The sequence below is a fragment of the Shimia marina genome, assembly GCF_001458175.1.
Taxonomy (GTDB): domain Bacteria; phylum Pseudomonadota; class Alphaproteobacteria; order Rhodobacterales; family Rhodobacteraceae; genus Shimia; species Shimia marina.
Genome location: NZ_CYPW01000040.1, coordinates 80,840 through 100,005, shown reverse-complemented (window position 1 = coordinate 100,005; position 19,166 = coordinate 80,840). Strand labels below are relative to the sequence as shown.

The window sequence follows — 19,166 nt, the reverse complement described above, 5'->3', positions numbered from 1 at the left end:
CCAATCCTCACTTGAGGTTGCGCCGCAGAAGGCAATCTTGCACGCGTCCAGGAAAATCTGTCACGATTCCATCAAGCCCCATATCAATCATCCGATTGATGTCTCGCACGCTGTTGACAGTCCATGCATTCACCAAGAGGCCAAGCGCATGCGCTTCCTCGACCTGCTCTTGGGTGACCTCCATAAAAAAGGGGCACCACATCTGCCCCCCCGCATCAGCAACCGCCTGAGGCAGTGACATGGTCAACTGCGTCAAGTCTGGCTCAACTGTGCGGTCAGCGGATTGCGCCTCTTCCTGCGGATTTTTTGTCACGTAAGACAGATAAGAGGTTGGGAGATCTGGTGCGATCTTTCGGCAAACATCCAGAATGCCCCAGTCGAAACTGTGCATGGCCACCCGATTTGCAACTCCGGCTTTGCGCACGGCGGCAACCACCGCCTGCGCCATATCACGGCGTTCCTGCTCCATGTCGGGCGCATCCGGATCCGTTTTCATTTCCACGAAAAGATACAGATCGCTCTTGGCCGCAAATGCCAAGACCTCATCCAAAGTCGGCACTCTCGCACTGGGCAATCTGGCCTGATCGCTGTAACGGCGCCCATATTCCGTCGCGCGGTTGGCGGCACCAATGTCACAGGCGCGCAGGTCTTGGAACGTCATTTCTGCAACGCGAGGCCCAGGATCTGGCAACCACAGACCAGAGGCGTCTCGCGCCAGCGATCCATCCAGCGTGTGATTGTGAACAACAACCGGCACACGATCCTTGGTCATCACCACATCAAACTCAATCGAGTCCACGCCGATGGTCTGACAGAAGGCAAAACCCTCCAAGGTGTTTTCAGGCAAAACACCACGCGCGCCCCGGTGTCCAGAGACACGCGGACCATCGGGACCAGCCCGAAAGCCTGCGAGTTGTAAAAATTGGCTCATCACTCGATCCGTTTTTGCGTATCAGGCGCAAAGAAATGCAGTGTCTCTGCGGCCGCCTCAAAAGACAAAACAGCACCGAGCTCTGCCGTCACGTGACCGGGCAAACTCGCCACCATTTCGGTCTGCGTACCCTCCAAAACGCCATGCAGCAAGGTGTTCGCACCCAGTTGTTCCATCATCTGGACTTTTAGACGCACAGGGCCTGCCTCAGAACGGATCAAATGCTCTGGACGAATACCCATTGTCACCGCCCCCGCACGTACTTCGCCGGCCAATGTTGTGCCGTTGGCCAAGGTGATCGTCGCCCCGTCGGCATCCGCTGGCAGAAAATTCATCGCAGGGCTGCCAATAAAGCCGCCCACAAACATTGATTGCGGTCGATCGTAGAGTTCAATCGGTGTGCCGAACTGCTCCACATAGCCACCATTGAGCACCATCAAACGGTCGCCGAGCGTCATGGCCTCTACCTGATCATGGGTCACATAAATTGATGTCACACCAAGTTTCTGTTGGAGTTTGCGGATTTCCAAACGCATCTGCACGCGCAGCTTGGCGTCGAGATTCGACAATGGCTCATCAAACAGGAAGACTTGCGGATCGCGCACAATCGCACGCCCCATGGCCACACGCTGGCGCTGGCCACCGGAAAGCTGGCGCGGCTTACGCTCCAAATAGGGACGGATTTCCAAAATATCCGCAGCCTCTTCCACCCGACGATTGATTTCCGCCTTGGAGATTCTCCGAATTTTGAGGCCATAGGCCATGTTCTCGCGCACGGTCATGTGGGGGTATAGCGCGTAGTTCTGGAACACCATCGCGATATCACGGTCGGCCGGTTCCAGATCGTTCACCACCTGATCCGCGATCTGTATGTCGCCCCCTGTCACGGTTTCCAGCCCCGCAATCATGCGCAGCAAGGTGGATTTGCCACATCCCGAAGGGCCAACGATAACGACAAATTCGCCATCCGCGATCTGTCCGTCAATGTGGTGCAGAACCTCTGTGTCGCCATAGGCCTTCACAAGGTCTTTGAGTGTAATGGATGCCATGGTCGTATTGCCTATTTGTCTGTCTCAGTCAGCCCTTGCACAAAGAGCTTCTGCATGCCGATCACCACAAACACCGGTGGGATCATTGCCAAAAGTGCGGTCATCATCACGATGTGCCACTGTGGAGATTGTTCAGCGACTTCCAGCATCTCCTTGATACTCATGACAATGGTCGTCATGTCGCTGTCCGTTGTGATCAGCAAAGGCCAAAGATACTGGTTCCAGCCAAAGATAAAGAGGATCACAAACAGCGCGGCGATATTGGTGCGGCTCAGTGGGATCAGGATATCCCAGAAAAACCGCATCGGCCCTGCCCCATCAATCCGCGCACTTTCCAGCATCTCATCAGGGATGGTCAGAAACACCTGACGGAACATGAATGTCGCTGTTGCCGAGGCAATCAAAGGCACCGACAACCCCCAGTAGCTGTTGAGCATGCCCAAATTGGCGACAACCTCAAAAGTCGGGAGAATGCGTACCTCTACTGGCAGCATCAAAGTGATGAAGATCATCCAGAAGAACCCCATGCGGAATGGGAACTTGAAGTAGACAATCGCAAAAGCTGACAGCAGGGAGATCACAATCTTGCCCGAGGCAATCAGAAGTGCCATCACCAGCGAATTCAGCAACATACGCCATACCGGCGCGCCAGCCGAACTGGAAAGTCCGGAGCCAAACAGCGTGTCTTTGAAGTTTTGCCAGAAATGCGCCCCAGGCAGCAAAGGAATGGGCGCCTGCGTCATGCGCACGGCATCATGCGTCGCCGCCACAAAGGTGATCCAGATCGGCAGCGCGACAATCACCACGCCGAGGATCAACACCAGATGGGAAATAAACGTAAGAAGGGGACGATTTTCAACCATCAGTATTCCACCTTTCTTTCAACATAGCGGAATTGGACAACCGTCATGATGATGACAAGGAACATCAGGATCACGGATTGTGCAGCAGATCCGCCCAGATCGAGACCAACGAAACCATCATTGAAGACTTTGTAGACCAGGATCGTGGTGCTATTGGCCGGACCACCCTGAGTGATGGCGTGAATGATGCCAAAAGTGTCAAAGAAGGCGTAGACCGCATTGATCACCAGAAGGAAAAAGGTCGTCGGAGAGATCAGCGGAAATACAAAATCCTTGAACCGGCGCACCGGCCCCGCGCCGTCAATCGCGGCCGCCTCAATGAGAGATAGAGGAATGGATTGCATCGCGGCAAGATAAAACAGGAAGTTATAGGCAATCTGCTTCCAGGCGGCTGCAAAGATCACCAATGCCATCGCCTGAGACCCGTTCAGATAGTGGTTCCAGTCGACACCCAGCATGTCCAGAAAATATGGGAAGATGCCCAGCGTGGGGTTGAACATAAACACCCACAGCGCCCCGGCCAGCACTGGCGCCACCGCATAGGGCCAGATCAACAGCGTGCGATAGGCTGTGGCTCCGCGCACGATCCGGTCTGCAAAGCCAGCAAGGATCAGAGCCACTGACATCGACAGGAGGGCCACCGCCGCGCTGAAAAACAGCGTGCGCCAAAAACTGTCGAGGTAATGCGCATCGGCAAACAACAGTTCGAAATTCTCAAACCAGACAAACTCGGTGGACAGCCCAAAAGCGTCCTCAATCAAGAACGACTGATAGATCGCCTGCGCTGCAGGCCAGAGGAAAAAGACCACCGTGACAATGATCTGAGGGGCCACCAGCAAAAAGGGCAGCACCGAAGAAGGGAAATGAACGCGCTTAAGCATGCTACCCCGGCTATAGGAGAAAGGTCGTGAGACGGCAAAAGCGCCCGGCAGCTTACACAAGCCACCAGGCGCTCGGAGTTACCCGTCTTTATTTCGCAGCGCGCTCAAACTTGCGCAGCAGATCGTTGCCACGATCCGCAGCCGCATCCAGCGCCTGCTGAGCGGTTTTGTCACCCGCCCAGAGCGCTTCCATCTCTTCGTTGATCACGTCGCGCACCTGCACGAAGTTACCAAAGCGGATGCCACGGGAATTGGCGGTTGGCGTGTTCAGGCTCAACTGCTGGATGGCCGTATCAGTGCCTGGGTTTGCATCGTAAAACCCCTGCTCTTTGGACAGCTCATAGGCCGCTGTGGTGATCGGCACATAGCCGGTTTCCTGGTGCCACCACGCCTGAACCTCTGGCGAAGACAGATATGTCATGAACTGTGCCAGACCTTTGTACTCGTCAGCCTCATGCCCTGCCAAAGCCCAGAGGGTCGCGCCGCCAATGATAGAGTTTTGCGGCGCATCTGCGACATTGGTGTCCAATGGCAGCATGGTTTGACCAAACTCAAAACCCGCCTGCGTTTTGATGGAGCCATAGTATGCAGAAGAGTTCATCCACATGCCGCACTCACCATTGGTGAACATCGGCAGCGAGTCGCCGCGACGACCGCCATATTTGAACAGATTGCCTTCAGACATGGCTGCGATGTCATCCAGACGTGCGGCCACTTTTTCATTGTTGAAGGTGAACTCTGTGTCAAAACCAGCAAAGCCGTTTTCTTTAGTGCCCATTTCAAGGTCGTGCCAAGCGGAGAAGTTCTCCACCATCACCCAGGACTGCCAGCCAAAGCTGATGCCGCACTCCATACCGTTGTTCACCAGCGCCTGAGACGCGGCTTTGACGTCATCCCAAGTTTTTGGTGCCTCAACACCGGCCGCTTTCAGAGCGTCGGCATTGTACCAAAGAACAGGTGTAGAGCTGTTAAATGGCATGGAAAGCAGTTCACCCTCCGGCGTCTGATAGTAGGAAATCACTGCTGGAAGGTAATCAGATTTATCAAAGCTCTCGCCCGCATCCGCCATCATTTTTTCCACAGGGTAGATCGCGCCTTTGGCCGCCATCATTGTCGCTGTGCCAACTTCAAAAACCTGCACCAGATGCGGGTGCTCTTTGGCACGGAACGCCGCAACTGCCGCCGTCATGGTCTCGGTGTAGTTCCCCTTGTAGGTCGGAACAACTTTGTACTCAGACTGGCTGGCATTGAAGTCGGCGGCGATCTTGTCCACACGTTCGCCATTTGCACCACCCATGGCATGCCACCACTGAATTTCAGTCTGGGCAAACCCTGCGCCCGCCATCAAACTGGCCAGCGCGACCCCCGAAAAAGTTGCTTTAGTGAAATTCATCTCTCTTGTCCCTCGGTGAATTGACTAAATTTCAGGCAGAGAATTCGCCGATCCCAAAAATAATTCAAGTTAAACTTTTGCGACACAAACATAGCTCAATGTTATATGCATGTCATAAAGCAATGCAATTATGGACAAAACCGAAGGAAACACCGCGTTGAAATTCCAAATCCGACAGCTTGAAGCCTTCCGCGCCGTGGCTGAAACCGGCTCCATAACAAAGGCAGCAGCCGTTCTAGGCATCTCACAACCTGCTGTGAGTCGCTTGATGTCCGACTTTTCAAAATCTGTGGGTTTTGAGCTCTTCCAACGTCGCCGTGGTGTTCTGGAACCCACCAGCGACTCGCGCTATCTTTTGGCAGAAGTCAGTCGGATTCTGGACCGACTGGACCATCTGGATGACTTGCGCCGCGACATTGCAGAACGCAAGAGCGGGCACATTCGTATCGCATGCCTGCCCGGCTTCGCCACCAGTCACCTGCCCGGCGTTTTGGTGGATTTTCTGGCCGACCGCCCCGGAGTCACTGTCACACTGGAGCCCGACCGCCCCGAACGCATCTTGGAATGGATCATTGGAGAACAGTATGACTGCGCCATCACTGATGGATTCTCCGGCCACCCCGCGACGGAAGCAACGGACGTAAAAATCCGCTCTGTCCTGATCATGCCCGAGGGTCACCCCCTCGCGGAGCGGGCATTGTTGCGACCAAGCGACATACAACAGGAAAAACTCATTCATTCTCGCAGAGACAGCCCGTTCTTTCGCCAATTGGAGCGCGCTTTCGCGGAGGATGGTGCCCAAATAAACTCGTGGATCGAAGTTCGTCAATTCACCGCCGCATGCACAATTGTGGCACAGGGCCACGGTGTTTCAGTCGTCAGCGCGCTAGATGCCGAGCAATACCGAGATCAGGGCCTGATCATTCGTCCGTTTGCCCCACAACTTGATCACCGTCTGTCCATTCTACGCCCCATTACGGGAAATGCCTCGCCACTGGTCTTTGACTTTATCAAAGCCTTCACCGACAGTCTGGCCCCATACACGGTACCAATGTCCCGGCGCACCAGGTCTGGTGCAACCGCGTCCTCCGCCCATTAGCCAAGAACTTCATCAAAAAACGCCGACGGAAAGTTTCCCCATCGGCGTTTCAGAAATTCTGGATGAGCCGCCTCTCACAGCGCTCTATGCAAAATTCAGTGTGTCCAGGGGGCCCTGCGGTTGGTCGCAAAATTCTCACCATAACCACCCGCACGGATGTTGGGCTTGCGCTGATGTGGCTCCATCACCTCTGCCTCGATATTGTGCTCACGCGCGTAGCTGACAGCAGCTTCCTTGCTGTCAAACTTCAGGCGTATTTGACTTTGCGTGTCACCGGAACCGGTCCACCCCATCAGCGGGTCAATGTCCTTGGCTTCCGATGGTCCGTATTCCAGAACCCATTGATGAGTTTTGGCTGTCCCGGAGGACATGGCCGTACGGGCTGGCTGATAGATGCGCGCAATCATAAGGCTCTCCTTGGCTTGCTGCTTTATCAAGGATTCTCGCTTCAGCGGCAAGAGACAGAATAGCGCAGAACTCGCTGTAAATCTTCAATCTTTGGAAAGGGAAGCTTGCAAGCAACCAGAAAACTCGGCCAACCCGCGGGGAGCGAGGGGTGTAAGTGCGGTTTGAACAGAGCTTTGCACCCGGCTGCTTGCTGCATGACCATAACGAGCAACCCATTCCTTTGGCAAGCGCAACACATATTTAATTGCGAGACGGCTGTAATTTTTATTCTAAAATTTCAATATCACCCAGAATTTCTTACCAAAAACCGCACAAAGACACATGACCCTACGTCATTCTTGGGTTTTTTACTGACTCGTCGATCAAAAACTTCTGCACTTGCGAAGTAAATTTTTGCTGCGTCGCAAAATTTTGAGTCACCGCCTATTGCAGCGCGGAGCGCACTTTCGCCCTTGCATAAGAACAAAAGAAGACCAAAATCACCCAGACGCGTAGACAACCCGCAATTGGAATCTCAAATGAGTGACGCCGCCAACGCCCCGCTTCTCAATGGCCCTGATCCGGAGGCAGCGCGCCGCCCCAAATTGGAGGGCGGCAAACGCATTGTCATGCATACGGAGTTTGAACCGGCCGGTGATCAGCCGACCGCGATTGCAGAACTATCCGCAGGCGTGAACGATGGCGAACGCAACCAGGTGCTGCTTGGCGCAACCGGCACCGGTAAAACCTTCACCATGGCCAAGGTGATTGAGGAAACTCAGCGCCCTGCCATCATCCTCGCCCCTAACAAGACCCTGGCTGCGCAACTTTATGGCGAGATGAAAGGCTTCTTTCCTGAAAACGCCGTCGAATACTTCGTCAGCTTCTATGACTACTACCAACCCGAAGCCTATGTGGCGCGCTCTGACACCTTCATTGAGAAGGAAAGCCAGATCAACGAACAGATCGACCGCATGCGCCACTCCGCTACGCGCGCCCTGCTGGAGCGGGACGATGTGATCATCGTGGCCTCGGTCTCCTGTATCTACGGCATCGGCTCGGTGGAAACCTACTCCGCCATGACCCTGGATCTCAAAGCAGGCGGCGAATACGACCAACGCCAAGTCATTGCCGATCTCGTCGCCCAACAATACCGCCGCAACGACGCAGCTTTTCAGCGTGGCTCCTTCCGGGTGCGCGGCGACAGTCTGGAAATCTTCCCCGCCCACCTTGAGGACCGCGCCTGGAAACTCTCCTTCTTTGGTGAGGAACTGGAAAGCATCACCGAATTTGACCCGCTCACTGGCGAAAAGACCGATACGTTTGAGCAAATCCGCGTCTACGCCAACAGCCACTATGTGACCCCAAAGCCAACGCTGAACCAGGCCATCATCAACATCAAAAAAGAACTGCGCCAGCGGCTGGATCAGCTTGTGGACGAAGGCAAACTGCTTGAGGCGCAGCGGCTGGAGCAGCGCACCAACTTTGATCTGGAAATGATGGAGGCACAGGGCTTCTGCAACGGCATCGAAAACTACTCCCGCTACCTCACTGGCCGCGCACCGGGCGAACCGCCGCCCACCCTGTTTGAATTCATCCCCGACAACGCCATTGTCTTTGCCGATGAAAGTCACGTGTCGGTGCCACAGATCGGCGGCATGTATCGCGGCGACTATCGCCGCAAGTTCACGTTAGCCGAGCACGGCTTCCGCCTGCCGTCCTGCATGGACAACCGCCCGCTCAAGTTTGAGGAATGGGACGCCATGCGCCCACAATCCGTCTTTGTTTCCGCAACCCCTGCGGGCTGGGAGCTCGATCAATCCGGCGGCGTTTTCTCAGAACAGGTGATCCGCCCAACCGGACTTTTGGATCCAGAGGTGGAGATCCGTCCTGTAGAAATGCAGGTGGATGATCTACTGGATGAAATCCGCAAAGTCACCGCACAAGGCTTGCGCACGCTGGTGACCACACTCACCAAACGGATGGCCGAGGATCTCACCGAATATCTGCACGAACAGGGTATCAAGATCCGCTACATGCACAGCGACATCGACACGCTGGAACGCATTGAAATCCTGCGCGATCTGCGCCTTGGCGCCTTTGACGTGCTGGTCGGCATCAACCTACTGCGTGAGGGTCTGGATATCCCCGAATGTGGTCTGGTGGCCATTCTGGACGCCGACAAAGAAGGCTTCCTGCGCTCTGAAACCTCCTTGGTACAAACCATCGGCCGCGCCGCGCGAAATGCCGATGGCCGGGTGATCATGTATGCCGACCGCATGACCGGGTCCATGGAGCGCGCGATTGGCGAAACCAACCGTCGGCGCGCCAAACAGATCGCCTATAACGAAGAGCACGGCATCACCCCGGCAACGGTGAAAAAGAACGTCGAGGATGTGCTTGCCGGGCTTTATCAGGGCGACACCGACCAAAGCCGCGTCACCGCAAAAATCGACACCCCGCTTGCTGGTAGCAATCTCGAAGCTGTGCTCTCTGGCTTGCGCGACGACATGCGCAAGGCAGCTGAGAACCTCGAGTTTGAGGAAGCCGCCCGCCTACGCGATGAGATCAAACGGCTTGAAGCCGTGGACCTCGCCGTTGCTGACGACCCCATGGCGCGGCAATACGCGATCAAAGCCGCCGAAGAACAGGCTGTGAAAAGCAAAGGCCGCTCAACAGCGGGTCGCGCCGGACAACGCGGCGGAAATACAAGAAGCAAACGAAGCCGCTAACCCCGTAGGGTGCGCATTCACTGCGCACCGCCGACCAAACGTCACACTGAAACGCCCCTTCTCACCACCACCCGAAGTTGATTAAACTACCGTAGTTTTCATCAATACTTCCAGGGTTGTTTCCCGATGCATATTCTTATCGCTCTTCTTACCGCTATTGGCGGTGCCATATGGTGGTGGGTGCGGATGAACCCGCGCGAAGCCATCGACACCGCCGCCGACATCGGCACCACTGTAATCAACGCCCCGCGCCGTCTCGCTTTTCGCCGCAAAACTGGGCAACATCCTGTTGAGGGAATTGATGACCCGCGAATTGCGATCTGTGCGATCGCGCAGGCCTTCGTAGAAGCCGACGGGCTGCCCACACAGGAACAGCGCGACAAGCTCCATTTTTTATTACGTCAAAAGCTGCGCTGCACCGAGGAAGAGACCAAAGAAATGGAAGTGCTTGGCCGCTGGCTGATGACCCAATGTGATGGGCCTGCTGCTGCGGTGCCGCGTCTGGCACGACGTCTCAATAAAATCGATAATGGCGCCGCCTGGGATCAACTTCAGGATGTGCTCTATCCACTTGTGCAGGGCGAGCTCTCAGAAGGTCAAATCAGCGCCATTGATGACTTACGTGTTGCCTTCAAACGGTAACTCATGCCCATTGCAGACCGTGCTATCCAATAACACCATCGCGTTTTTGCCTGTCAGGCCACCCTGCACCATGGCTCCGTTCAAACAACGGAGTCACACATGCACGCAAAATGCGCCCTCACCCTGCTCACTCTTTCCTCTATTGCCGCCTGCGCCACGCCATTGGAGCGGTGCCTCGCCACATCAGAGCGCAGCGTAAAACGTATTGAACACGCCATCGCCAAAGCAGATGCCAATATTGCAAGGGGCTATGCAATCCACCGCTACGAAGAACCATTTGTTGTCCCCAAACACTGCCACGATGACAAAGGCCGCAAGTACCGCTGTGATGAAACTGAATATCACACCCTCGAAGTGCCGGTAGAAATCGACATCTGGGCAGAGCGTGAAAGGCGCGACGAGCTGCGTGACGATCTGATCTATACCCGCGGTCAGGCCGCCCTTCAGTCTCAACAGTGTTTCGCCAGCTATCCCGAAGCTTAACCTACACAATCATATCCACAGCAACAAAAGGGGGGGCCTTAGCCCCCCGAAATCTAGCCTGCATCAGAAATCAAAGATGTCATCCAGAAAGCTGCTCATCTTTTTCTTTTTGCGCCGTTTGCTGTCATAGCGCGGATCATAGTGCGCTTCCTGTCCACGTCCGTCATAGCCCCGTTGCGGGGCTGGCTGGACGGCCTCGGAGGACGGAGGTGGTGGAGGTGCCGCAAAAGCTGCGGCGCGCTCAATGATCTTGTCCAATTCGCCGCGATCCAGCCATACGCCCCGACATTGCGGACAATAGTCGATTTCAACACCATTGCGATCCGCGATCACCAGCGTCGCACCATCAATTGGACATTTCATCAAGTTCCTCCTAACTGCGTCACTCTCTTTAGATAGGAGGCCGTTCCCGAATTTCATGTGTGAGAGTAGTAATTTACCGATCCAGAAGCGACCCAATGCCAATTCCGACAAAAATACTCACGACACCCAATGCCCGACAAAATTAATCAATTATTTGTTTTTAAACGTTTTTCTTGCAAACCACACTGAATCATCTTATGTAGATCTCAAAAGAGAGCGAGCCAGACTGCCCACTCACGTACGAAGCAAGCAATCCAGCAAGGCCCAGCCATTCGCCAGGTCCAGCAAGACAGCAAGCCACGCACGCAGGAAGACACAGTCCAGCCAGCTACAAAAAACGGCGCCAAGGTTTTTCCTACGCGCCGTTTTTGTTTTACGTCTAATTGTCTTCAGTTTGTACCGCGCTTCACCGCTGATACGTGTGCGCCCAAGATCACACGCCGATGAAAGCGCCTATTGAAGGAGCTCTTTAGAGGCAAGAATCGCTTCTGCGATGGGCTCAAAATAGCGCGCCTCAACCGAGGATCCGCTCCGCATCTCCTCTGCAGCGCGATCAACCGCGGCCATATACTGGGCACGCGCTTGTGGCAGCGACTCCTCGGTAACCGCTTTGATCCGTCCACCATTGACCCGCGCACGGCCGACCTCGGCATCCATGTTGGCCCGCACAAAGGAATAAAGGCCGCGATTTACGCGCGTAAGCGCTACTTCCGCCTCCCAATACACTGACGCTTTGGAAATCACGCGCACCGTTTGACTGTAGGTCTGGCGCAAGCAATCCAACCGATACACCACATCCACAGTGGCACATTGCTCAATCCCATAGGTGAATGTGTCTACTGTACGTTTGGTCTGCTGATTGGAAAACCCATAGTCCGTTTCCGCCAACACCGGCTGCGCAACAGCAAACGTCAAAACCGCAGCCACACCGCGCAACCTTTTGAACATCTTCATATGTGTCAGCCTTTCCGAACCAATTCTACCGGGTCACATGTACAGCACAGGCCGCATGGCGCACAACCTGTGCTGCGGTACTTCCAAGCACAATATCCTGCATTCCTGGGCGGTGAGAGGCGATCACGATACAATCCACATCTTCCTGCCCGGCCCATTTCACAATTGTCTTGCCAGCCGTGCCTTCGGCGACAACGCCAGTGGCATGGGGCAACTCGCTCCCCATGGCCTCCAGACTGGCGATTATTGCCGCCTGCGCCTCCGCCTGAAACCCCTCAGGAACATAGTTGATCACGTAGCTTGGCACATGTGCCATAACATGCAGCAATGTGACCCTCCCACCCTCACTCACCAAAAGCCCCGCCGCCGCAATCGCTTCAGAAGGATCATGATCTTCATCAAAGGCCACAGGCACCAAAACATGTTTATACAAAGCACTCTCCTAACCAACGGATTGGGTGTCTTCTCAAGAAGATAGGGTCAATCAAAGGCAGCGACAACATCATACATGACCGGTTCAAAGCTGCGGCACAACTGCGTGATACGGCGATTGCGCATGCGCATCTCTTCGCTGCGCAACATCGCCTGAAAATCCTCACGACGCTGCCATTGCGAGTAGTTGGCAATGCGCGTTTGTGCGTCATTCACATGCAGTCCAGCCGCAATAAACCCCGGCTGCTTAGATATGAATTGCGCATAGGCCTCTGTCAGCTCATCCATCAGATCTTGACAGGTCCCCGGTGTCATTTCGAAAGTTGTTATGACGGTCTGAAGGGCCGCCTCCTGAGAGATTTTTGGCATCTATGTCTCCTCCATACTCTTTAGCCTAGACCAGCAAAAACCGCGTTGACCACATATTTCCCCCAAGATCCGCGCTACAAATTTGTACAAATGAGAGCCCACGCGCTTGTGATTGCATCCTTTGCGCAACTGCATCATAGTGAGGCGAGGTAAGAACCGGGCGCACAGATGGAAAACCACGGCCCCGGATACGAGTACGAGGCAGTCATGAAAAACATCCTTTGCACGCTGCTTGCAGCAGCGATTTTGATACCATTTCTTCCTTCTGAAACTGAAGCAGGCACCATGACGCGCGCCTGCCTGCGGTCAGATCGCGATGGCGCAACGCGATCCATGTGCCGCTGCATTCAGAAGGTGGCAAATCAATCGCTCTCCCGCTCTGATCAAAAACTGGCTGCGAGTTTCATCAAAGAGCCCCACAAGGCGCAGGAAATTCGCCAATCAGATCGCCGCAGCCACGAAACCTTCTGGCTGCGCTACAAAAGCTTTGGCAATGACGTCACCGCAAGCTGCAATCACCTGCGCTAATATCAGCCAGACTGAGCGACTTTCAAATTTGGTGCTGGGCGGTGCAAATCGCCGCGCCGTTCTGCACTGATGGCATGCCCCTCCATGCCTTCTTGACGCGAAATTGTGGCGGAGGCGCGCACCAAATCTGGCAAGGCATCAGCCTCCACACGCTGCCACGTCACTGTTTTCAGAAACTTATGCACCGACAGTCCCCCCGTATAGCGCGCGGCTTGATCCGTGGGCAGCACGTGGTTGGGCCCTGCCGCCTTATCGCCAAAGGTCACACAGGCTTCAGCGCCCAAAAACAACGACCCGTAGGACTGCAACCTGCCCTGCCACCACGCCAAATCAGCCGCCTGAACATGGAGGTGCTCCGGTGCATAGCGATCCGCACAGATCGCCATCTCCTCGCGCGTATCGCAGAGCATGACGTCTGCGCGTTCCTCCCATGCCTGCTTCGCAACGCTGCGATTAGGCTCTTGCAACGCCGCACAACATGCAGGCACAAGGTCGAGCACATCCGCCGCAAGCGCCTTCGATGTGGTCACGAGCCAAACAGGTGAATTGGCCCCATGCTCGGCCTGCCCGACGAGATCCCAAGCAACCGTTTCCGCATCGGCCGTTTCATCCGCGACGATGAGCACATCTGTTGGTCCTGCGAACATGTCGATTCCGACCTCACCAAACAATTGCCGTTTGGCCTCAGCCACATATTGATTGCCGGGGCCAACCAGAATATCGGCTTTTCCCGCGCCAAAATACCCTTCTGTCATGGCCGCAATCGCCTGCACGCCACCTAAAGCCAAGGCCCGATCTGCGCCCGCTAGCCACATGGCGTACAAAATTGCTGATGGAATGCCCTCACCCAAACGCGGGGGGGAACAGGCGGTGATGTCAGCCACCCCGGCCACGCGCGCAGTTGTGATGCTCATCAGCGCACTGGCAACATGACTGTATCGCCCCCCCGGAACATAACAGCCCGCAGCCTGCAATGGGATCACCCCCTGCCCTGCAAATAGCCCCGGGCGCAGTTCGGTTTCAAACTCCGTCAAGCTCGCTTTCTGTGCTTCAGCAAAACGCCGGATATTGTCATGTGCGTAGCGCAGCGCGTCACGCAATTCAGGCGCCACCTGCGCTGCGGCCTCCGCCATTTCATTCCGTTCCACCACAAGAGCGCCATCCCACTGATCCAGCCGTTGCGCATAGTCACGCACGACGGCCTCACCGCCCTGCCGGATACGCGTCAGCATGATCTCCACAGTATCGCGTGCCTCCGCTTGGCCAGCAGCCAGAATGGCCGGATCCGCTTTTTTCAAATATGTCACCGCCATAACCGGCTCCTTGCTCACATTTCCTGAAGTCTTGTCTTGACCCACCCCGTATCCCTATTCACAAAAAGCAAATCTACGGGAGAGACATAATGCTCAACAAAGGCGTCACCCTGCGGGGGCTTGAAGTGTTTGAAGCGCTGGCCGCGACTGGTGCTGTTGCGCAGGCAGCAGAAATCACCGGCCTGTCTCAACCAGCTGTGTCGCAGCAGATCAAAAATCTGGAACGCGCCCTTGGCACAGATCTTCTGGACCATGGGAAACGCCCGATGCAGTTGACACCAGCGGGACGCGCCTACCTCAGCCGTGCGAGTGCCGTGCTCGCCGAACTGCGCCTTGCCCAAAGCGAACTCTCGGTGATGGACCTCACGCACCTCACCCAACTCTCTATGGGCATCATTGATGACTTCGACAACGATCTGACGCCCCGGCTCGTGACCACTTTGGCGGAGTCGATGACACGCTGTCGCTTCCGCCTTGTCACCGCGCCAAGCCACGAAATCACCGAGGCGATCCGCGCCCGAGATCTGCACCTTGCCATCACAGCCTCTTCTGGAGAAGTCATTGACGGCATTACAGAATACCCTTTGACCCGTGATCCTTTTATTCTTGTTGCACCGGTGGGGTATTTGCCTGCTCAGGGCGACACCATGACCGCACTCACAAACCTGCCCATGCTGCGCTACGGACAGGAACAACTGATTGGCCGTCAGATCGAAGCGCATTTGAAACGGTGCAAGCTGGAGTTTCCGCAGCGTTTTGAAATCGGCTCTAATCCTTCCCTTATGGCGATGGTATCGCGCGGCATCGGCTGGGCGATCACAACGCCTCTGGGTTATCTGCGCGCTGCGCGCTTTCACGATCAGGTCACGGCCCACCCTTTGCCTTTCACGCCCTTCAGCCGCACCATTTCTCTTCTGGCCAGCGGGGACTGGGCCGATACTGTTCCGCGCGACGTGGCCCAAACCATGCGCAACCTCCTGCGCGCCCATATGATCAGCCCCGCCATCGAGAAATTCCCCTGGCTGGAAAGAGACTTTCGAGTTTTGGAGCGCTGAGAGCGACATGGGCACGGGTCCTGAGAGCGTTTCTCAAACCCTTTCAGAGCCCCATCGTGTTGTGCAAGGCGCGCGACTGCTGCTTCACAAACTCCACGCCACAAATTCCAAAAAACGAAATATAGAACCATGCCCTGCTGCTCAGAGCGTCGTTATAAGGCCTTTTGCGCAGTCTTCGATCAGATCGAGTGTCTGGTCAAAGTCCCGCGTATAATAAGGATCCGGCACCGCCTCAGCGCCACTCTGCGGTGCGTATTCTGTAAAAAGGCGCACAGGCGTCTCATTGCCCGCCGGTCGCAGCGCCTCAACATTGGCGAGATTGTCCGCGTCCATGGCAATGATTAGATCAAACCGAGCAAAATCCGTCGCCACAAATTGGCGCGCGCGCAAATCAGACAAATCATATCCCCGCGCCATCGCTGCCTCTTGCATGGGCGCATAGGGGGCTTCGCCCACATGCCAGCCGCTGGCCCCTGCACTATCAAGCTCTGCTTCAGGTGCAAAACGTCGCACGACCCCCTCCGCCGTGGGGGACCGGCAGATATTCCCAAGACAGACAAAAAGTATTTTCATTATGGCCTTCCTATGTCTGGCGCGATTGTGCTCTGTCTGACCTTTGCGTCAAGCGTCTTGTGTCCCAAAACCAGCCTTGGCACAGTACCCGCAAGAATAAGGGGCTTCGATCATCAGGCACGAGGACATCACCATGGCCGACAACATCGTCATCCTGACTGGCGCAGGCATCAGCGCGGAGAGCGGACTGGGCACATTTCGTGACGAAGGCGGTCTTTGGGCACAGCATGCCATCGAAGATGTCGCCACGCCGGAGGGCTTTGCCCGCAACCCTGAGCTGGTGCACGCTTTTTACAACGCGCGCCGCAAACAATCCGCACAAGCAGCCCCAAACGCGGCACATAAGGCGCTTGCGGATCTCGAAAAAACACATAGCGGCAATGTGTTGATCGTCACGCAGAATGTGGATGGCCTCCACGAGAAAGCGGGCAGCCAGAATGTGCTTCACATGCATGGTGCACTGGCTGGTGCCCTATGTCACAGCTGCGGGCATCGCTGGCGCGCGCCTGTGGACATGCGGCCAGACGACAGGTGCCCCGCCTGCACGGCGCCCGCGACGCGCCCCGACGTCGTCTGGTTCGGGGAGATCCCCTACTATATGGAACAGATCAGCGACGCCCTTACACAAGCAGATTTGTTTGTTTCGATTGGCACATCAGGTGAAGTCTACCCAGCAGCCAATTTTGTCGCGGAGGCAGACTACCACGGTGCCCACACCGTAGAACTGAATCTGGAGCCATCATCCGGCGTCTCACGCTTTGCCGAAGTCCATCTCGGCCCGGCAACCGAGATTGTCCCAGCTTGGGTACAGCAGGAACTTCTGCGCTAATCACCAATGAAAAAGGCCACCCAATGGTGACCTTCAGAAGGGCGCAACACTGCGCCCTTTATGGCCTTCAGCCTCAGTTGCCGTGGCCTGCGTGGTCACCGTGCTTCATCGCGCCATGATCGGCTTTGCGTTCCAAATCCACAGGGATCTCCAGCGCAACCTCACCAGCCTTTTCAAAGATCAGAGTCACATTCACAATGTCACCGTGATCCAAACCCTGGGTCAGCCCCATGAACATCACGTGATCACCGCCACGCGCCAAAGCATGCGTCCCGCCAGCGGGGATAACAAAACCTTCCTTGACATGCAGCATCTGCATATGGCCCTCAGCGTTTTCCTTATGTGTGTGCAGCTCAGTGCGCTTCGCCACATCAGATGTCGCTGAAATCAGGCGATCATCCTCATCACCGCTGTTTTCGATCACCATGAATGCTGCGCCAGCTTTGGCCATCTTGCCAGCAACACGGGCATATGGATCTTCTACCGTGATAGCGCTCTGAGCAAAGGCCGGCAGAGCAAAAGAAAGAGCGGTGGTCGCCGCAAGAGCAATGGTTTTGAAGGACATAAGTTTCTCCTGTCCGCAAGTGTGTCAGTTGGAATTTAAGAAAGAGACACACCAGTAGGCGGCGCACGGGCTGTCGAGGCAATCACTCGAATCACAGGTGGCAGAGTGTTCGGCGACATCTGCACAAGGCGCACAAATGCCACCGGAGCTGCGGCCACACCCGGAGCCACATCCACCCAATTCAGCAAAGAGAAACTTGCATCCGGGCACAGATGCGGTGCGCCCGTGGGGTTACCCTCGGCATCTACCGGCACCATCACCGGCGTTTCGCCAATGCAGTACTCTGCGTACCCCTGCGCACCGGGCATGCCACGCGCAATGGCCATACTGTGCCCAGTCAGCACAAGCACCGCCACAAGCATCAGGCTCACATATGTCCGGATCATCCTCACCATGCGCGCATATAGCCACGCGCTCTACGGAATGAAAAGAGCGACAAAAAGAAACAGCCCCGCAATTCTGCGAGGCTGCCAATACTCTCAAAAAGAGCCATGCGATCAGGCGTTTGCGGCCTGTGCTTTCACGATCTCTTTTTTAACTTTCAGAGCGTTTGTGGACAGCTCTTCGTCTTTGGCTTTTGCCAAGAACGCATCCAGCCCACCGCGGTGATCCACCGTGCGCAGGGCGGCTGCGGAGATGCGCAGCTTAACGCCACGGCCCAGTGTCTCGGACTGCAGTGTCACGTCGTTCAGGTTCGGCAGAAAGCGACGCTTGGTTTTGTTGTTAGCATGGCTGACATTGTTGCCAGACATTGGGCCTTTTCCGGTCAGTTCGCAACGGCGCGACATGGGTTCATCCTCGTTTTAACGGTCTACGGGGATACGGCCCCGTCAAAATCAAAAAGGCGCTGCCAAGGCCGCGCCCGGAATTTCGTTTGGCGTCATTAGGCGCATTTGGAGGGGGCGTCAAGTGATTCAACACGCCGTTCACCGAAATAGCACCTCAGGTCGCAACATAATGTGGATCTCTATCGGGAGGCTGATTACGATTCCAGTAGATCGTCATGCCTTGATCCCGCCGGGCGTAGATCTCGGGCAGGAAATTCTCGAGATTTCCAATCTCTTCAATACTGTGTTGGACCCAGGCATAAGTCTTGTCTTCATGATAAACCCACGGCAGTAAAAGCCGGTTTACAAAAGGTTTCCACAACCCTCTGCGCAGTCCTAGGGTAAAGGTGTTGCGCACTGCGGCACCATTATCGCCATCCCTGTAGCGAAACTCGACATCTGCAATCACCACACCTTTGACTTTGACCTGCAAAGCATAGCGAGACGCATCCAGATGGGTAACTTCAAAGCGTTGGTTCACCAAACGCCGGAGATCACCACCGTAGACTTCCACCAAAGTCACATGGTCGCCCGGCGCAAGGGGCGCGCCCGCATCGTGCTTCTCACTTGTCAGTGAGACATGTTCCGTTGGGTGTGCCACCAAGAAAGCTGGGTATCGCTCTCCATCAATCACCAAAGTCAGATCCGCATAAACACCATACCACCAATGCAGCATCTCGGCGGTCACCCCCTGCACAGGAGAATGCTCCACTTCAAAGAGTGTTCGCCCATCAGAAAGATGCGTCACAGTAGAAAACGCACCCCCATGACCCTTCAGGTCCCATCCAAAGTCGCGCGGCTCTGGAAGATCCATATGGCACCCTCCCTCTCTGCATCAGGGCCACTTCGAACATGCCTACTGGCAGGTATCTGTTCAGACTGAACAAAATATGACTAT

At 55.5% G+C, this 19,166-nt stretch carries 23 protein-coding genes; 7 read left to right on the top strand and 16 right to left on the bottom strand.

What is annotated here, in order from left to right:
- Window positions 1-7 precede the first annotated feature (7 nt).
- From SHM7688_RS18150 to ugpB, 5 genes are all read right to left on the bottom strand, one after another.
- On the bottom strand, window positions 8-931 hold the full coding sequence (locus SHM7688_RS18150; protein WP_058241363.1) for a glycerophosphodiester phosphodiesterase family protein: 924 nt from the start codon (window positions 929-931) through the stop codon (window positions 8-10).
- Window positions 931-1,980: a sn-glycerol-3-phosphate import ATP-binding protein UgpC gene (locus SHM7688_RS18145; RefSeq protein ID WP_058241362.1), complete on the bottom strand. Its 1,050-nt coding sequence runs from the start codon at window positions 1,978-1,980 to the stop codon at window positions 931-933. Before SHM7688_RS18145 ends, SHM7688_RS18150 begins: the two co-directional genes overlap by 1 nt.
- Before the next feature lie 11 nt (window positions 1,981-1,991).
- Window positions 1,992-2,843 carry a sn-glycerol-3-phosphate ABC transporter permease UgpE gene (gene ugpE / locus SHM7688_RS18140; protein WP_058241361.1) on the bottom strand — a complete coding sequence of 284 codons (852 nt, stop codon included), beginning with the start codon at window positions 2,841-2,843 and terminating at the stop codon, window positions 1,992-1,994.
- A complete protein-coding gene (ugpA, locus tag SHM7688_RS18135) occupies window positions 2,843-3,724 on the bottom strand; it encodes a sn-glycerol-3-phosphate ABC transporter permease UgpA (protein ID WP_058241360.1) in 882 nt (293 codons plus the stop codon). Before ugpA ends, ugpE begins: the two co-directional genes overlap by 1 nt.
- 88 nt (window positions 3,725-3,812) lie before the next feature.
- Window positions 3,813-5,117 carry a sn-glycerol-3-phosphate ABC transporter substrate-binding protein UgpB gene (ugpB, locus tag SHM7688_RS18130; protein ID WP_058241359.1) on the bottom strand — a complete coding sequence of 435 codons (1,305 nt, stop codon included), beginning with the start codon at window positions 5,115-5,117 and terminating at the stop codon, window positions 3,813-3,815.
- A gap of 157 nt (window positions 5,118-5,274) precedes the next feature.
- Between ugpB and SHM7688_RS18125 the strand changes: the two genes are divergently transcribed.
- Window positions 5,275-6,216: a LysR substrate-binding domain-containing protein gene (locus SHM7688_RS18125; protein WP_083499125.1), complete on the top strand. Its 942-nt coding sequence runs from the start codon at window positions 5,275-5,277 to the stop codon at window positions 6,214-6,216.
- 95 nt (window positions 6,217-6,311) lie between these two features.
- Here the strand turns inward: SHM7688_RS18125 and SHM7688_RS18120 are convergent, their stop codons facing one another.
- Window positions 6,312-6,623, bottom strand: coding sequence for an ETC complex I subunit (locus tag SHM7688_RS18120; RefSeq protein WP_058241357.1), 312 nt, complete (start codon window positions 6,621-6,623; stop codon window positions 6,312-6,314).
- A gap of 519 nt (window positions 6,624-7,142) precedes the next feature.
- Between SHM7688_RS18120 and uvrB the strand changes: the two genes are divergently transcribed.
- The 3 genes from uvrB to SHM7688_RS18105 all read left to right on the top strand — a co-directional run bounded on the left by uvrB (window position 7,143) and on the right by SHM7688_RS18105 (window position 10,460).
- The gene (uvrB, locus tag SHM7688_RS18115; protein WP_058241356.1) at window positions 7,143-9,335 is read left to right on the top strand and encodes an excinuclease ABC subunit UvrB; all 2,193 of its coding nucleotides are present in this window, start codon (window positions 7,143-7,145) and stop codon (window positions 9,333-9,335) included.
- A 126-nt stretch (window positions 9,336-9,461) separates the two neighbouring features.
- The gene (locus tag SHM7688_RS18110; RefSeq protein ID WP_144432630.1) at window positions 9,462-9,977 is read left to right on the top strand and encodes a hypothetical protein; all 516 of its coding nucleotides are present in this window, start codon (window positions 9,462-9,464) and stop codon (window positions 9,975-9,977) included.
- A 99-nt stretch (window positions 9,978-10,076) separates the two neighbouring features.
- Entirely contained in the window at window positions 10,077-10,460 is a 384-nt protein-coding gene (locus tag SHM7688_RS18105) for a hypothetical protein (protein WP_058241354.1), read from the top strand.
- Between the two features lie 63 nt (window positions 10,461-10,523).
- Here SHM7688_RS18105 and SHM7688_RS18100 read toward each other — a convergent pair whose 3' ends face one another.
- The 4 genes from SHM7688_RS18100 to SHM7688_RS18085 form a co-directional block, all read right to left on the bottom strand.
- Entirely contained in the window at window positions 10,524-10,823 is a 300-nt protein-coding gene (locus SHM7688_RS18100) for a TFIIB-type zinc ribbon-containing protein (protein WP_058241353.1), read from the bottom strand.
- Between the two features lie 453 nt (window positions 10,824-11,276).
- Window positions 11,277-11,777 carry a hypothetical protein gene (locus tag SHM7688_RS18095; RefSeq protein WP_058241352.1) on the bottom strand — a complete coding sequence of 167 codons (501 nt, stop codon included), beginning with the start codon at window positions 11,775-11,777 and terminating at the stop codon, window positions 11,277-11,279.
- A 25-nt stretch (window positions 11,778-11,802) separates the two neighbouring features.
- The gene (locus SHM7688_RS18090; RefSeq protein WP_058241351.1) at window positions 11,803-12,210 is read right to left on the bottom strand and encodes a universal stress protein; all 408 of its coding nucleotides are present in this window, start codon (window positions 12,208-12,210) and stop codon (window positions 11,803-11,805) included.
- Between the two features lie 47 nt (window positions 12,211-12,257).
- Window positions 12,258-12,578, bottom strand: coding sequence for an antibiotic biosynthesis monooxygenase family protein (locus tag SHM7688_RS18085; protein WP_058241350.1), 321 nt, complete (start codon window positions 12,576-12,578; stop codon window positions 12,258-12,260).
- A 207-nt stretch (window positions 12,579-12,785) separates the two neighbouring features.
- Between SHM7688_RS18085 and SHM7688_RS18080 the strand changes: the two genes are divergently transcribed.
- The gene (locus tag SHM7688_RS18080) at window positions 12,786-13,106 is read left to right on the top strand and encodes a hypothetical protein (protein ID WP_058241349.1); all 321 of its coding nucleotides are present in this window, start codon (window positions 12,786-12,788) and stop codon (window positions 13,104-13,106) included.
- A 2-nt stretch (window positions 13,107-13,108) separates the two neighbouring features.
- On the opposite strand, the gene hisD is transcribed toward SHM7688_RS18080, so the two are convergent.
- Complete coding sequence (gene hisD / locus SHM7688_RS18075; RefSeq protein ID WP_058241348.1) at window positions 13,109-14,419, bottom strand: histidinol dehydrogenase; 1,311 nt, start codon at window positions 14,417-14,419, stop codon at window positions 13,109-13,111.
- A gap of 89 nt (window positions 14,420-14,508) precedes the next feature.
- On the opposite strand from hisD, the gene SHM7688_RS18070 reads away from it, so the two are divergent.
- Complete coding sequence (locus SHM7688_RS18070) at window positions 14,509-15,474, top strand: LysR family transcriptional regulator (protein ID WP_058241347.1); 966 nt, start codon at window positions 14,509-14,511, stop codon at window positions 15,472-15,474.
- Window positions 15,475-15,615: 141 nt separating this feature from the next.
- On the opposite strand, the gene SHM7688_RS18065 is transcribed toward SHM7688_RS18070, so the two are convergent.
- The gene (locus SHM7688_RS18065; protein ID WP_058241346.1) at window positions 15,616-16,047 is read right to left on the bottom strand and encodes a low molecular weight protein-tyrosine-phosphatase; all 432 of its coding nucleotides are present in this window, start codon (window positions 16,045-16,047) and stop codon (window positions 15,616-15,618) included.
- 133 nt (window positions 16,048-16,180) lie between these two features.
- On the opposite strand from SHM7688_RS18065, the gene SHM7688_RS18060 reads away from it, so the two are divergent.
- Window positions 16,181-16,876, top strand: coding sequence for an NAD-dependent deacylase (locus SHM7688_RS18060; RefSeq protein ID WP_058241345.1), 696 nt, complete (start codon window positions 16,181-16,183; stop codon window positions 16,874-16,876).
- Window positions 16,877-16,949: 73 nt separating this feature from the next.
- Here the strand turns inward: SHM7688_RS18060 and SHM7688_RS18055 are convergent, their stop codons facing one another.
- From SHM7688_RS18055 to SHM7688_RS18040, 4 genes are all read right to left on the bottom strand, one after another.
- Complete coding sequence (locus SHM7688_RS18055; RefSeq protein WP_058241344.1) at window positions 16,950-17,441, bottom strand: copper chaperone PCu(A)C; 492 nt, start codon at window positions 17,439-17,441, stop codon at window positions 16,950-16,952.
- 35 nt (window positions 17,442-17,476) lie between these two features.
- Complete coding sequence (locus SHM7688_RS18050; protein WP_144432629.1) at window positions 17,477-17,827, bottom strand: hypothetical protein; 351 nt, start codon at window positions 17,825-17,827, stop codon at window positions 17,477-17,479.
- A 111-nt stretch (window positions 17,828-17,938) separates the two neighbouring features.
- Window positions 17,939-18,229, bottom strand: coding sequence for a 50S ribosomal protein L28 (gene rpmB / locus SHM7688_RS18045; RefSeq protein WP_058241342.1), 291 nt, complete (start codon window positions 18,227-18,229; stop codon window positions 17,939-17,941).
- 154 nt (window positions 18,230-18,383) lie between these two features.
- Window positions 18,384-19,082 carry a hypothetical protein gene (locus SHM7688_RS18040; protein WP_058241341.1) on the bottom strand — a complete coding sequence of 233 codons (699 nt, stop codon included), beginning with the start codon at window positions 19,080-19,082 and terminating at the stop codon, window positions 18,384-18,386.
- Window positions 19,083-19,166 lie beyond the last annotated feature (84 nt).